General features: G+C 35.6%; 16 protein-coding genes. 3 read left to right on the top strand and 13 right to left on the bottom strand.

The annotated features are described in order from the left end of the window. Nucleotides 1-3: 3 nt before the first annotated feature. The 9 genes from H7F21_RS04655 to H7F21_RS04695 form a co-directional block, all read right to left on the bottom strand. Nucleotides 4-816, bottom strand: a complete 813-nt coding sequence (locus H7F21_RS04655; protein WP_185788049.1) for a TIGR04283 family arsenosugar biosynthesis glycosyltransferase — start codon at nucleotides 814-816, stop codon at nucleotides 4-6. Next, a complete protein-coding gene (locus tag H7F21_RS04660) occupies nucleotides 809-1,735 on the bottom strand; it encodes a DUF547 domain-containing protein (protein WP_185788050.1) in 927 nt (308 codons plus the stop codon). Before H7F21_RS04660 ends, H7F21_RS04655 begins: the two co-directional genes overlap by 8 nt. Then, nucleotides 1,732-2,613 carry a sterol desaturase family protein gene (locus tag H7F21_RS04665; protein WP_185788051.1) on the bottom strand — a complete coding sequence of 294 codons (882 nt, stop codon included), beginning with the start codon at nucleotides 2,611-2,613 and terminating at the stop codon, nucleotides 1,732-1,734. Before H7F21_RS04665 ends, H7F21_RS04660 begins: the two co-directional genes overlap by 4 nt. 93 nt (nucleotides 2,614-2,706) lie before the next feature. After that, complete coding sequence (gene arsM, locus H7F21_RS04670; RefSeq protein WP_185788052.1) at nucleotides 2,707-3,675, bottom strand: arsenosugar biosynthesis arsenite methyltransferase ArsM; 969 nt, start codon at nucleotides 3,673-3,675, stop codon at nucleotides 2,707-2,709. 3 nt (nucleotides 3,676-3,678) lie between these two features. Further along, entirely contained in the window at nucleotides 3,679-4,491 is an 813-nt protein-coding gene (locus tag H7F21_RS04675; protein WP_185788053.1) for a purine-nucleoside phosphorylase, read from the bottom strand. Then, nucleotides 4,484-5,113: a TIGR04282 family arsenosugar biosynthesis glycosyltransferase gene (locus H7F21_RS04680; protein ID WP_185788054.1), complete on the bottom strand. Its 630-nt coding sequence runs from the start codon at nucleotides 5,111-5,113 to the stop codon at nucleotides 4,484-4,486. The genes H7F21_RS04675 and H7F21_RS04680 overlap by 8 nt, the downstream gene beginning before the upstream one ends. Next, nucleotides 5,106-5,600: a rhodanese-like domain-containing protein gene (locus H7F21_RS04685; protein ID WP_185788055.1), complete on the bottom strand. Its 495-nt coding sequence runs from the start codon at nucleotides 5,598-5,600 to the stop codon at nucleotides 5,106-5,108. The genes H7F21_RS04680 and H7F21_RS04685 overlap by 8 nt, the downstream gene beginning before the upstream one ends. Nucleotides 5,601-5,604: 4 nt before the next feature. Beyond that, entirely contained in the window at nucleotides 5,605-6,660 is a 1,056-nt protein-coding gene (gene arsS / locus H7F21_RS04690; RefSeq protein WP_185788056.1) for an arsenosugar biosynthesis radical SAM (seleno)protein ArsS, read from the bottom strand. Between the two features lie 95 nt (nucleotides 6,661-6,755). Next, nucleotides 6,756-7,091: an arsenosugar biosynthesis-associated peroxidase-like protein gene (locus tag H7F21_RS04695; RefSeq protein WP_185788057.1), complete on the bottom strand. Its 336-nt coding sequence runs from the start codon at nucleotides 7,089-7,091 to the stop codon at nucleotides 6,756-6,758. A gap of 133 nt (nucleotides 7,092-7,224) precedes the next feature. Between H7F21_RS04695 and xdhC the strand changes: the two genes are divergently transcribed. Genes xdhC through H7F21_RS04710 form a run of 3 tightly spaced genes read left to right on the top strand, consistent with a single transcriptional unit; the run spans nucleotide 7,225 to nucleotide 9,519 of the window. After that, nucleotides 7,225-8,016: a xanthine dehydrogenase accessory protein XdhC gene (gene xdhC / locus H7F21_RS04700; protein ID WP_185788058.1), complete on the top strand. Its 792-nt coding sequence runs from the start codon at nucleotides 7,225-7,227 to the stop codon at nucleotides 8,014-8,016. Continuing rightward, a complete protein-coding gene (locus tag H7F21_RS04705; protein ID WP_185788059.1) occupies nucleotides 8,006-9,013 on the top strand; it encodes a hypothetical protein in 1,008 nt (335 codons plus the stop codon). The genes xdhC and H7F21_RS04705 overlap by 11 nt, the downstream gene beginning before the upstream one ends. After that, nucleotides 9,010-9,519, top strand: a complete 510-nt coding sequence (locus H7F21_RS04710) for a nucleoside-triphosphatase (RefSeq protein ID WP_185788060.1) — start codon at nucleotides 9,010-9,012, stop codon at nucleotides 9,517-9,519. The genes H7F21_RS04705 and H7F21_RS04710 overlap by 4 nt, the downstream gene beginning before the upstream one ends. A 4-nt stretch (nucleotides 9,520-9,523) precedes the next feature. Here the strand turns inward: H7F21_RS04710 and H7F21_RS04715 are convergent, their stop codons facing one another. The 4 genes from H7F21_RS04715 to H7F21_RS04730 form a co-directional block, all read right to left on the bottom strand. Continuing rightward, the gene (locus H7F21_RS04715) at nucleotides 9,524-9,898 is read right to left on the bottom strand and encodes a hypothetical protein (protein WP_221892425.1); all 375 of its coding nucleotides are present in this window, start codon (nucleotides 9,896-9,898) and stop codon (nucleotides 9,524-9,526) included. A 120-nt stretch (nucleotides 9,899-10,018) separates the two neighbouring features. Beyond that, complete coding sequence (locus H7F21_RS04720; RefSeq protein WP_185788061.1) at nucleotides 10,019-10,438, bottom strand: hypothetical protein; 420 nt, start codon at nucleotides 10,436-10,438, stop codon at nucleotides 10,019-10,021. 14 nt (nucleotides 10,439-10,452) lie between these two features. After that, complete coding sequence (locus H7F21_RS04725; protein ID WP_221892426.1) at nucleotides 10,453-12,795, bottom strand: xanthine dehydrogenase molybdopterin binding subunit; 2,343 nt, start codon at nucleotides 12,793-12,795, stop codon at nucleotides 10,453-10,455. Beyond that, nucleotides 12,788-14,197 carry an FAD binding domain-containing protein gene (locus H7F21_RS04730; protein WP_185788062.1) on the bottom strand — a complete coding sequence of 470 codons (1,410 nt, stop codon included), beginning with the start codon at nucleotides 14,195-14,197 and terminating at the stop codon, nucleotides 12,788-12,790. The genes H7F21_RS04725 and H7F21_RS04730 overlap by 8 nt, the downstream gene beginning before the upstream one ends. Nucleotides 14,198-14,262: the final 65 nt, after the last annotated feature.

A 14,262-nucleotide genomic window follows, 5' to 3' on the forward strand; every position in this document is an offset into this window, starting at 1 on the left:
TAGTTATGTGATATTTTTTTTATAATAAGCTAGCATCTCATCTGCCGAAGCACCAAACCAACGTTTTACATAAATGGACCAAAAGTGGTATTGTAATTTCCAGACACCCACTTTTTTGTAGAGTCGAGCTGAGGTTCTGATTTTTTTGTTGATAACTATATACTGCTTACGCTTATATAATTCGTTAATCAAGATATTGTCTTCATAAATGACATAATTCTCATCGAAACCACCAATATCATCAAAAAGTATCTTAGTTATAAATTGACTTTGGTCGCCACCTCTGCATGCGCGCCAAGAAAATTGTGTGAGCCAACTTGCTAGACGGAGCCACCAATGCTTACTATCAAATTGCATTCTAAAACAACCAGCTTTATTTCCTTTATTAACTTCACTAATGATATGCTGGTCAAAGTCTTCAGGTGGAAAAGCATCGGCATGCAAGAAGTAGAGTATATTGCCTTTTGCATGTTTCGCGCCTAAATTCATTTGTTTGGCACGTCCTTTTGCAGAAGTCATTAATTTAACTTCAGTAGTGGTCGAATTCTTTTGTGCGACGTTTTTATCTAGGACTAACGTATCCGTGTCCTGATAGTTCTGCTGAATATTGTCAAAGTACAATGCGTCATGCAGTGCATTATCACTAGTAGCGATAAAACTATTTATAATGTCTTGAGAGCCATCCGTACTTCCTCCATCAATAATAACAATATCTGAAATATTCTTAGAATTAGAATTTGTAATGAGATGCTGTATCAAATGACCAATATTTGCAGCTTCGTTTAAAACGGGAATAATAATTGAAATTTTATTCATTCAAATTCCAATTATAGTCCTTAAAGCTTTTTTTTGCTTTATTAGAAATTTTAACCTCTGAATATTGATTAAGAAAGTCGATTAAACTGCCATTTTGCTCAAAATCCTTTTTAAACCACTTAAAAATTTTGGATAATTTTATCTCATTTTCCGAAATCTCATTTTTTGAAGTATCAGCTAAAAATGCTCTAGTAACATTACTCAATTGCGCTTCTAGTTTGGATGCTATAAAAGCTTCATTCTTAAGTTTTGGACAAGACTCAGACGCACAAACAATAGCGAAATGAATGCGAGGTTCATCCATTTTACGTAGAATTTTATGTTCAATATCGTTGAGGTTCATCCATTTGTCACCAAATTGCCACAGACGCTGGTCCCAAGGGTCTTTTATGTCTTTGATACTTTTTAAAGGATAATTTCTAAGAATTAAATCTATGGTTAGCGCGTTGTAAGCGTTGATCCAGTAGGCGAGTAATTCGTCTTTCGGTCTGTCGATTTGCGAATTCACTTTTTCATAGGAGATTTGAAGTAGTCTTACGTAACCTAAAAGCTCGCTACGATCTTTTTTGAAACCGTCATAATCTACATTACCATTGTCTGAAACATACTTTTCTAGTAGCTCGTCCCATAATTGGTGTTCGGTCAGGGCCCGCTTAGATACATTTTGGCTAAAAGCTAATTTAGTGGAGTCCTCCTTGATTGACCGGATGTCTTCATTGGTCGCAATCAAAACTTCACTTTTAGTTGGAGTAATAACTGAATCTTGATTTTTAATAGTTTTTGACGTCTTATTGGTCTCAGGTGACTTAGTAAAAATAGCAGCTTTTTGATTCGGTTTAGGTTGCGTTCCAATAGCCTTTTTTGTGCCACAACAAGAACTTACAAATAGTGCAAGAACAAATATTAAAACTGATTTCATTTTTTTAAAGGATATAATTCCTGACTTATAAAATCTTTAGGAAATGTTTCATCACCTTCAAAACCTAATTCAATATCACGACCATCGAAAGGTACATGGGCAGTTTTAAAAATGTAATCCCAAAGACTCAATGTTAGTCCAAAATTAACGCCATACCTTACATGTTTTGGTAATCCTTTGGCATGATGCCAAATGTGCATTTTTGGGTTGTTAAAAATATATTTTAAAAAACCATAGTCCCAACCTAGGTTTGCATGGTTTAAATGTCCAATAGTAATACTAAAGAAATAAACAATGGCTACATCCTGAGCATCAAACCCTCCAATAAGTGCAATTGGAATATAGAGTAAAGATTTGTACAGGACAGGTTCCATCCAGTGATAGCGTAAGTGTGCGGCAAACCCCATTTCCTTTACAGAATGATGCACTTTGTGAAAATTCCACAAAAAAGGTATGCGATGTAAAAGTCGATGTGTATTCCATTGCACAAAATCAGAAACTAGAAAGAATACAAGTAAGCCTAACCACTTTGGCATATTGTCAACATCGAAAAGCTGAACATTGCCAATTGATAAACCAATAAGGCCTAAAGCATCATTAAACAGTGCGGCAGCTGTATTGGAAAGCGCAATTAATACAATGAGATTTAATAAAAAGAAATTGAAGAACATGTAAAATGTGTCTAGCCAAAAATCTTTTCTAAAAATAGCTTGGTTTCTTCGCCAAGGAAATGCTATTTCTAATATCCAAACAAGAAGCGAAATTCCAATAAGACCATAAAAATAATTATCCCAATGGTTTAGGTCTATTAACTCATACTTGAGATAATTCCAGTAACTTGAATAGGAGTTTTTTATAATGTCTATATACTTTTCCATCTGTCATTCCTGCGTTGGCAGAAATCTTATTAATTTAAATGACAATCCAAAATGGATTCCTGCTTTCGCAGGAATGATAACATCGATTATTGCCTAACAACAGCCTCCGCCGTCATAATGAAACGTAGATTCACTGAAATAAATATCATCTCTACCTAACGCTTGTAATGCTCCAGCTGTCTTATCACAAATAGCTAGAGGTTGATTTTTCAATAAGACATGTCCGGCTTTATCATCAAAATAATCGTCATCGCCATAATAAATCGCAGCTTTACCTGTAAATACGCATGGACCGTCTGCTGGCATAGGGTCTTTTATGGCTGCAACTTCAATCGACTCAATATAAATTAATTCGTCTGTCGGATAATTTTTAGGATCTAAAATTCTGTAAGGTTTTCGAGCTCTAATTTCAATGGTTCCAAATCCAGCATCGGTCAACGCTTTCACATAGTCTGCAATCGGTAAACTACCACTTAGACAAAGTGCTCTAAGCCTATCGTCATTGCGCAATTCGTCATTCATAGGTTGTTCACAAGTTGGATCACTCATTACCAAACGACCATGAGGTTTTAATACACGATACATTTCTGCAATCGCTTTCTTTAAATCATCTGCTTTAAATATGTTAAATAAGCAATTTTGGGCAGCAACATCAATGCTATTGTCTTCAACAGGAAGATTCATTGCATCCCCTTTTTTAAGCTCTACAAATTCAGATTTGAACCAGTCATTTTGAGCTTCTGCCTCTAAAAAGTTCTTTCGTGAGGCTGCTAACATTTCATCTACAACATCAACACCAATCACGCCACCTTTTTGTCTGTTGAAATATGAAAATTGCAATAATTCCATACCGCCTCCAACACCAACATAAAGCATTTTTGGATTGTTGGTTAAGTCTCGTGCATGCACCGTACTTCCGCAACCATAATTCATCTCTTGCATTATTCTTGGAATCTTTAATCCTGGCAGTTCCCAAATAGGATTTGTAGTACAGCATAAGCCAACGTCAGGTGTTAACGCTGCTTCTTTATATAAGGTATTTGTAGCTTCTAAATAGCTCATCTTTTATAGTGTTTTTATTAATTCTTTGAAAAGGGTTATCATATTCGGTTCAGCTTTACCAGCCATGGCAATAATTTCTGCAATATCGACCGGTTTAAGATTATCTGGATCACACTCGTCAGTCAATACGGAAACTGCTGCTACCTTTAGTCCTAAGTGATTCGCAACGATTATTTCTGGAACTGTACTCATACCAACAGCATCTGCGCCGATTATTTTTAACATGCGATATTCGGCACGTGTTTCTAATTGAGGTCCGACCACAGATGCGTAAACACCTTTATGAAGTATTATGTTATTTGACTTGGCAATACTTTCGAATTTTGTATTGATTTCAGCGTCATATGGCGCACTCATATCAGTAAAGCGTTCTCCTAATTCCGAAACGCCTTTAAATGCTAATGGCGAACCTCCTTGTAAATTGATGTGATCATCAATAAGCATTAGCTCCCCTTTCTTGAAGTCTAAATTAATAGCTCCTGCCGCATTAGATACCAAAAGTGTTTTGATACCGAGTTTCTCCATAATTCTTACCGGAAAAGTGACATCTTGTAGCGTATAACCTTCATACACATGAAAACGACCTTGCATCACAACCACTTTCTTTCCACCTAAGTTTCCATAAATCAACTTGCCTTTATGAAACTCTACTGTAGCTGTTGGGAAATTAGGAATGTGATTATAACTCGCCTCGGCAACAATATCAATTTCATTTATCAGTTGACCGAGTCCTGTTCCAAGAATAATACCAACTTCGGGCTTTTCAAAACCTTTGGATTGAAGGTATTCAGTACTTTCAGTAATATATTTAATCATTAAGTTGCTGTATTTTTTCTTGTAATTTTAAGTTGCTTCTATAGAAGTCTGAAGCAATTAAATCTTCATAAGTGTCAATGTCGTTTAAAGTTTCTAAGGTAGTTACACTAACATTAGTATTGTGTAACTCTTGTAACGTTATCTCTAAAAGATTTGGTTGACTCCAAGGTTTGTTTATAAAGATGGCTTCTTCGAGTTTTGATAAACCAATCAAGTAATAACCTCCATCTTCAGCAGGACCAAAAACGACATCATTTTTATCTAAGGCTTTAATTCCGTTTTCAATATGCGTCGAATTAATTTCAGGTAGGTCGGAGCCAATCAGCACAATTCTTTTATAACCAGCTTCAAAGCCATCTTTAAAAGCATTAAGCATACGCTCTCCCAAATCCACACCTTGTTGAACCGCTTTAAATTCATTCGGCCATTTGGTATCGACAACAGCATTAGAGAAATAAATGCGTTTATCAATATTTAATTCAGTTGTAGCGTTTTCGGTAATTTTCACTAATTCTGAGTAAACTTCAAAAGCGCCATAATCGCCTATGGTCTTAGCTAATCTTGTTTTTACAGTTCCTAACTTTATGTTTTTTACAAAAACAATTACAAGGGCATCAGTCATATATTTTAATTCCTTTTAAGAGCCACTTAGACCATTCTTTGGAAAATGTATGAACATTTTCCGTTGGCTCATTGGCGTTATCATAAACTGTGAAGTCGTTATTCTTCCACTCAAAAATACCACCAAATAAGTTGTAAACATTTGTGTAACCAGCTTCTTTAAGCTTTTCACCTACATCTTCTGAACGAATACCAACAGAACAATAAACAACTATGGTTTTTGATTTATCAGTAATCTGTTCTTCAACGGTTTCTATGCTAAAATTATCATAACCAACTTGAATGGCATTTTTAATATGGCTGACTTCATATTCTTTTATTTCCCTTGAGTCTAGAATAATAGCTTCTGAATCTGGCATTGCTAATTCTTGTACTGAGATATAAGGAATACTTTCGGTATTGTGTTTCTTAAGTAATTTTGAAATGCTTTTCTGAGCAAATCCAATACTCGAAAAAAGTATAACGATATATAAGATATTTTTTTTCATAATATTAAGCTACTGAACCTTGGCAACTACTTCCTGCACCAGCCGTACAACCATAGCAATGTTGTGATATGACAATGTTTCGACCTTCAAGTAGTTCTTCATTATATTCTGAAATGTGTTTCACTTTGCTATTTACAGGTAATTCCAACATCTGATTAAAATCACAATCATACAAGTAACCATCCCAACTTACGGAAAGCGTGTTTGTACACATCACATTGGTAACCGCCGCAGGGTTATAAGCCTCAACTAATTGGTACATATAATCTTCATAGTTTTCCGAAGCAATGAGATAATCCAAGAATCGGCTAATTGGTAAATTAGTTATGGCAAACAAATTGTGAAAGTGAATTCCAAAATCTTCCATTAAGGCTTTTTTAAAATCCTTTTCCATAGAGGCTTGGTCGCCAGGCAAAAATGCACCTGACGGATTGTAAACCAAATCCAATCTTAAATCACTATCTGGCATGCCATAACCAACAGCATTCAATTCCTGAAGCGCTTTGATAGACTTATCAAAAACACCATCACCACGTTGTTTATCTGTTTTTCCTCGTGTCCAATGCGGCATGGAGCTTACAACGTGCACATTATGCTTTTTAAAGAACTCTGGTAAGTCGTAATATTTTTTGTTGGCTCTAATGATTGTTAGATTAGAACGGACAATAAAATCTTTAATTCCAGCTTTAGCTGCTTCTTCAACAAACCATCTAAAATCGGGATTCATTTCTGGCGCTCCACCAGTTAAATCTAAAGTATGTGCACCTGTATTTTTAATAACATCTAAGCATTGCTGCATAGTATCTCTCGTCATAATTTCTTTTCGGTCAGGACCAGCATCAACATGGCAATGATCACAAACCTGATTGCACATATAACCCACGTTAATTTGAAGAATCTCTAACTTTTTAGCTTTTAAAGGAAACTGATTGGTTTCAGAAATCTTAGCTTTAAACGTAGGTAATTCACCATTTTGAAAAATACCGTTAGATAGAATTTCTAATTGTCTATTGCTTTGTGCTAAATCGCTTTCGCGTTTATGTAGGGACTTTGTTGCCATTAATTAAGGGTAAAGTTTTTAAAGTTGTTGGCTGAGGCTCTCTAAGCCAACAAAATTTGATCACCGGTCACTTCGAGAACCTCAGTGACCGAATGTTATCCATCTAATTTATTCACCTTGTTCATCATTTGTACACCATGTACAAGTGTTGCACCACTTTTTATAGCCGCACCAACATGTATGGCTTCCATCATTTCTTCTTTAGTAACGCCACGTTGAAGAGTATCTTTTGTATAAGCATCAATACAATAGGGACATTGTTCGGTATGCGAAACGGCTAGGGCAATAAGTGCTTTTTCACGAGCAGTAAGTGCACCGTCTTCAAATACTTTACCGTAATACTCAAAAAACTTGTTGCCAAGTTCTTCATCCCATTCTGTTATATTTCCAAATTTTCTTAGATCTGCTGGATCATAATAGGTCTTCGACATGTATTTCTATTTATAAATTCTACCAAAAATCAATATAGCACTTTTTGTCGAAGTTAAATCTTAAAGATTACAGAAAATATGAAAAATAATTCTGCTTAAAAAGCCTTACTTTTAAATTCGCTTTTTTGCTACTATGAAGAATTGGATAGAACTTTTATCAGAGTTTAAAGAAAAACGTCAGCCTGTGGCTTTGGTTACAGTTACCAAATGTTCAGGATCGGCACCTTGTGTGGTATCTTCTCGCATGATAGTCACCGAGGATAAATCTATCTATGGTACTATAGGAGGCGGTAAGCTCGAGTATAAAGCTATTGATGAGTCCATCTTGGCTTTAAAGGAAAATAGAATTATTGAATCATCATACACCTTAGGGCCAGACTTTGCACAGTGCTGTGGTGGTGTGGTAGAATTTATAATAGAACCCATGAATCAATCTCCAGAATTGCATCTTTTTGGTGCTGGACATATAGGTACAGAAATTGCCAATTTATTAGTGAATACACCTTTTAAAGTTAAGCTTATTGATTCGAGACCTCATTGGTTTTCGGAATTTGATATTCATGAAAGTATCGAGCAATGCCAAGTCAAGGAAAACGATTTTAAAACCTTTAGGGATGCTGTAACTTGGGGAAAGAATTGCTATGTTTTAGTGCTCACTCATAATCATGCTATTGATTTTGATATTATTGCCATGGCGCTTGAAAATGAAACCAAATATTTAGGACTCATAGGCAGTAAAACCAAAAAAGCCCGTTTTAATAATATGCTCATAAAAGAGATGAACATTAAAGAGGGCATGGACAATGTTGTTTGCCCAATAGGTTTACCAATAGGCGGTGATACGCCAAAAGAAATTGCCATTAGTGTTGTAGCACAATTACTCCAAGTGCATTATAATTCTACAGTTTCTGCTGATGAGGAATAATAGATTTATCATTGATAGATTAACTGCGCTTTGGGCTTTAAACGAATCTGGTTTAGGTGGTTTTTTACATGTATTTAATACACCTTTTACAGGATTGATTGTAGGTGGTATTGCCATCTTATTAATAAGCTTAATCGCCTATTATGCTGAAAATAAATGGCAAGCAATATTAAAAGCGCTTTTTATTGTGCTCATTATAAAAATGGCAGTAAGTCCGTATTCACCTTTTGGAGCATATGTGGCTGTAAGTTTCCAGGCTATTTTTGGGGCGCTTTTGTTTTCAAAATTTTCATGGAAAGGGATAACTATAATGGTGTTAGGTATGGTGACGTTTTTAGAATCGGCACTTCAAAAACTATTGATATTGACCATTGTTTACGGAACAGAACTTTGGGAAGCTATTAATCTTTATGGGCTTTGGGTTCAGAAAAAGTTGAATTTCATTTCTGATACATCGACATCCACATTTTTGATTTCGCTGTATTTAGCGGTTTATGGAGTTTGTGGTTTGTTGGCAGGTATTTTTATTAAGAACATGATTAAAATTATTTCCGAAAAAGAGGAGGTTGATTTTTATTTAGAGTCCAATGTAAATGCGATTGAACGAGAAAATAACAAAACAGCTTTTAAGACTAAAGTCATTTGGATATGGTTGATTACGGTGACAATAATCGTTTTAGCATTTTCAGTTTTTGGAGGGAATTTATTTGGATGGCAAAAAGGTATTTACATCTTGTTAAGAAGCTTTTTGATATTGATGCTCTGGTATTTGGTTTTAGGACCATTTTTATTAAAATTGGTCCGTAACTATCTAAGCAAGAGAGAATCGCAGTACAAGGAAGATATCACCAATGCCATGGACTTATTTCCATATTTTAGAAGGATTCTATCCCACACTTGGCAAGATACAAAGCAGCTAAAAGGCTACACGCGTTTTAAGTATTTTATGGCAAATAGTATTTCTAATTGTATTCATTTTAAGTTGAAGTCTGAGTGATCTATATTCTAACTGGAGACATACGAACAGGTAAGACCACAGCGCTTTTAAATTGGGTTAACACTTCGGCAATGCGCAGTGGAACAGGAAGAAAAGATGTTGATGGCTTACTATGTCCAGATGGTGAAAATGGAAAACGTTATTTTCTGAAAATAAAATCTCAAAAGGAAATTGAACTTGAGGTTGCATTAGAATCTGAAAAAGTGATATCGGTAGGTCCTTTTTACTTTTTGGAATCAGCTTTTGAAACTGCAAATAACTATTTGATAGAGACTGCTAGGGAAAAAGACTTTCAATATATGATTATTGATGAATTAGGAAAACTTGAATTGAAAAATAAAGGACTTCATGATGCGGCTAAAACCTCGATTGCTCAGTTTATGTTTAATGAAAATAAGCATCTGATTTTAGTGGTCCGTGAATCTTTGTTTGAGGATATTATTAATCATTATACGATTTCTGAATATTCTGTTTTGGGAATAGAGGACTTGGAAAACTTAAAGTAAGTTTTTACCCAAAAAATGTCTCACTCAACGCATAATAAATTGCCATTAAAGCAGAAAAAATGGCGCTTCCCAAAAAGCGCCATTTCAGTTTGAAACGATTTTGAATAATGTAATTCGCAATAAACGAAATCAAAATATTGGCCAGAAATGACCAGAATGCAATCACCAATAGATTCCAACCAATAGCTTCAAACTGACCAGAAAATAATTTGATAAATAACAAGTGCCTGGCTATCCAAAGCGGATTAAAATAGAGTATGGCCAATATAGTTTTGGCCAATGTTGCTCGAATACCTTTTAAGAATTGCGTCTTTTTAACGATCCAGTCAAAATAATTAGGTATTTCAAAAGCATAAATAGTAGCGCCAACGATCACCATCCCCAATAATCGTGTCCAGGAAAACTCATGAAGTAAAAGTGCGGCAATAGTATCGCCAGCACTATAAATTAGCGCACCTCTGAGAATGTTTTGTGTTTTGTAGTGTAGTGCGATAAAACTTTATTTGTTGTATAATTCTTCAATTATGGAGTAATTTCCATTGACAAAATGTTCTAAATACTTTAAGGCCTTATCGAAATTAATAGACCAAACATCATCAACTACCATTTTTTCTTTTTCGCCTAATAATCCAAATAGTACGTTAACACGTTTGGGTCGATTATACCACAATGAGAATTCTAGTGCTTTGTTTTTATCATAATTTGCAGTAAAGCAAAAACTTTTTTTATTCTCAAGACAAGTGAAATCTAATGATGGACTATAATAAATAACATCTTGATTCATTGAGTCTAAAAATTCCAACTTTTCAATCCAAGGATAATCTTTAGCGATTTTTAAAACTTCATCACCAGAAATGGGATTATTTCTGTATTCAATATTTGGTTTATCAGGATGGCAAATAGAATATTTAAATGTCATTATTTGGTTCGATTTTAATGTTGTGATGTATTTGGATTTTCATACAAACCCATTAAAACCTTTTCTGGAGTCATTGGCGCATGAAACTTTAAATCATAATTTGAGTTAAAGGCTTTAATGGCATTCTGAATCGCAAAATAGGCACCAATACCATACATTAATGGTGGTTCGCCAACGGCTTTAGATTTTAAAATCGCTAGCTCATGACCTTGAGTTTCCACAGGAATCACTTCAACCTCTTTTGGAACAGAAAATATATCAGGAATCTTATAAGTTGATAGAGCATTCGATAGTAAGCGACCTTCATCATTATAAGCAATCTCTTCCATGGTCATCCAACCAATACCTTGTGCTAAAGCACCTTCAACCTGACCTAGATCAATGCCCTCACTCATACTTTTGCCGTAATCGTGAACTATCTTAACCGAATCAAATTCATAAGTGCCGCGCATGCAATCAACCGTTGCAGTAATAATGGCTGTTCCGTATACATGATAGGCAAAAGGATGTCCTTTTTCCTTGGTTTTATCAAAGTGAATTTCTGGTGTGGCGTAATGTGCATTTTCCGTTAAGGCAACACGTTCTAGCATTGCCATGCTTATGAGTTGCGTCCATTCGAACTTGGATTTTTTATCTTCAATATATACAAATTCGTCTTTCAGTGTAATTTGTTCTGCAGTCACCTTAAGATAAGTGGCAGCCACAGTTTTCAACCGTTTTAATAAAACCTTGCAAGCTTTTAAAGTTGCTTTCCCATTTAAATCAGCCGTAGAACTTGCGGCAGAAGGAGAGGTGTTGGCAACTCTTGTTGTATTGGTAGTTTCAATCTTGATTTTTTCAATAGGAATCGAAAATACATCGGCTGCAATCTGCATCATTTTGGTATTCACACCTTGGCCCATTTCAACTGCTGCCGTACTAATTCCTATACTACCATCTAAATAAATATGTACTAAAGCACGTGCATGATTCATGGGTGTATTGGTAAATGAGATACCAAAACAAATGGGCATAAGGGCAAGTCCTTTTTTAAATGCTGAATTTGAAGCATTAAAATCTTCAACCTCTTTTTCTAAAGCTGCGATATTAAAAGTCGCCGTTGCAGACTTCCAAGTGTTTTTAGCTTCTACTTTTGTAGCAATTTGCCCATAGGAAAACACGTCGTTGTCATCTAAAAGATTCGCTTCTTGGATCCGTCTTGTAGGTATGCCAATTTCATGGGCCGCTTTAGCAATTGCAGCTTCAATAACAAACATGCCTTGTGGCCCTCCAAAGCCTCTAAACGCTGTGTTTGGTGGTAAATTCGTTTTGCAACTGGCTACAGCGACTTCTACATTCGGTATATAATAACTATTAGTGGCATGGAATAGTGTACGTTCGGCAACGGCTGGTGACAAGTCGGCTGCTGCCCCAGCATTTTGAAGAAACTCAGCTTCGTAAGCTAAGATCTTCAAGTCTTTGGATAAGCCAATTTTATAAGAACTTTCATAAGGATGCCGTTTGCCTGTCATTCGTAAGTCGTCATGACGATTTAAAATCAACTTCACGGATTGATTTAAATGATAAGCTGCTAAAGCCGCCATAACTGCCCAAGGGGTTGCTTGGTCTTCTTTACCACCAAATCCACCGCCAAGACGTGTTACATCCACTTCGATTTTATGCATAGCAATACCCAAAACCTGCGCTACTGTTTTCTGCACGGCTGTTGGACCTTGAGTGGATGATGTAATTTTTATATTACCATTTTCTAGTGGTTCGGCATAAGCACCTTGTGCTTCGATGTATAAATGTTCTTGTCCGTTTGAAAAGGTTTCACCTTCAAACACATAATCACAGTCCGCAAAGGCTTTCTCTGCATCTCCTAAAGAAAATGAACGCGGTTTGGTAATTAAACTATCGTTCTCCTTAGCTTGTTTAGCCGTAGTTATAATTGGAAGTTCTTCAATGTCTATTTTAACTAGACCTCTTGCTTTTCTGGCTATAAATTCAGATTCAGCAACAATCAATGCAATGGGCATACCCCAAAAATGAACCTCGCGTTCAGCAAATAAAGGTTCGTCTTTAATGATACCTCCAATCTCGTTTTCACCAGGAATATCTTTATAGGTAAAAATACGCTCAACACCTTCTAAGGCTTGTGCTTCAGAATAGTCGATAGATTTTATTTTGCCATGTGCTTTTGATGAATCAAAAACAACAGCATGAAACGTACCTTGTCTAACATTTACATCATCTACATATAACGATTCACCACGAACATGTGTATAAGAATCCATGTTCTTAATACTCTGTTTTATAGACATGGACACAGCATCTAATTTAGAACCTAAATTGTTATTTGATTTGTGCTTATGCATGTTCTATGAACTCGTTTAAGGTGAATTGTTTTGGAAATAATTCGGTGAAATGTGCAAAGAACAATTGTCTACCTAATAGACGTTTGTAATCACTTGTGCCACGAACATCACTAATAGGTAAAATTTCATTTTGAAGCACCTCTTGAGCCTCAAGAATGGTCTTTGAAGTCAAAGGTTTTCCTGTTAAAAAAGCAGACGTATCTTGTAGATATTTCGGAATAGCAGCTACACCGCCAATAGCGACGTGCGCTTCGGAAATAATATTGTTTTCAACTGAAATACTTGCGGCTGAATTAACACTTGCAATATCTAGATGCGTACGTTTACAGACTTTTTCGAAATTGAAATAGGTGTTTTGTTTAGGTAGTTTAAGCTGTATATCTTTCAATAATTCACCATCCTTTAAATCAAAGGTTTTATAACCTTGATAGAAATTCTTGAGAGGTAGATTGCGGTCTTTACCGCCCTGTGTTGTTATACCAATATCACTATTGAGTGCTAAAAAGAAAATGGTCATATCTCCAATAGGTGAGGCATTTACAAAATTGCCACCTAAGGATGCCATATTTCTTATCTGCTCTGAGGATACTAATTTCAGATGTTTTTTAAGATTAGGAAATATGGTGTTTAGTTCTTTGTGATTCCATAGATCCGAAACCGTGGAGTTAGTACCTATAGTACATATTCCATTTTTTATGTTGATACCTTTTAAATAGTCTTTTTCGGCAATAAGATGCACATCATTATCTGCTAAATGATCAGGTTGCTGCACATACAAATCGGTTCCACCAGAAACGTATTTGCCCTTGGGTTGATCTCTGTCTTTAGTTTCTAATTCCCGAAGTCGTTTAGGTATTGTCGAAAAGTACTCAGGGATAAATTCATTTGCAATTAACCAATCGAAAGATCGTTTTTCTTTATTATTTAATTTTTCAACTACTTGATTTGCTGCTTTTTCAATGGCTTTGTAGCCCGTACATCTGCAGATATTGCCACTAATGGCATCGAGGGCATTGTCGTAGTTTTTATGTGAACTTGATAACGTAAAACCAGTAAGTGCGACCACAAAACCTGGCGTGCAAAAGCCGCACTGTGTAGCGTAATTCGCTTTCATCGCTTCTTGGATAACGGTTAATTTGTTTTGAAGATTGGTACCTTCAACCGTAACAATATGTTTGCCATGTGCATTACCTAGAGGTGAAATACAAGAGGTAATACTTTGATACTCGATATAGCCACTCTCTAAAGTACCAACCAAAACTGTACATGCGCCACAATCGCCTTCACGACATCCTATTTTAGTGCCTGTAAGTCGTTGCTCATAACGTACAAAATCCAATAAGGTCATCCCAGAATGTTCTGAGGTGGTGATGGTTTTGTTATTTAGGATAAAGGTTATCAATAGTAATTAATATATTCTTTTATTTCTAAATTTTTAAAAATTTGTCACTTCGAGTGAAATTCCTT

The sequence above is a fragment of the Winogradskyella flava genome (assembly GCF_014243395.1).
In the GTDB taxonomy this organism is placed as follows: Bacteria; Bacteroidota; Bacteroidia; order Flavobacteriales; family Flavobacteriaceae; genus Winogradskyella; species Winogradskyella flava.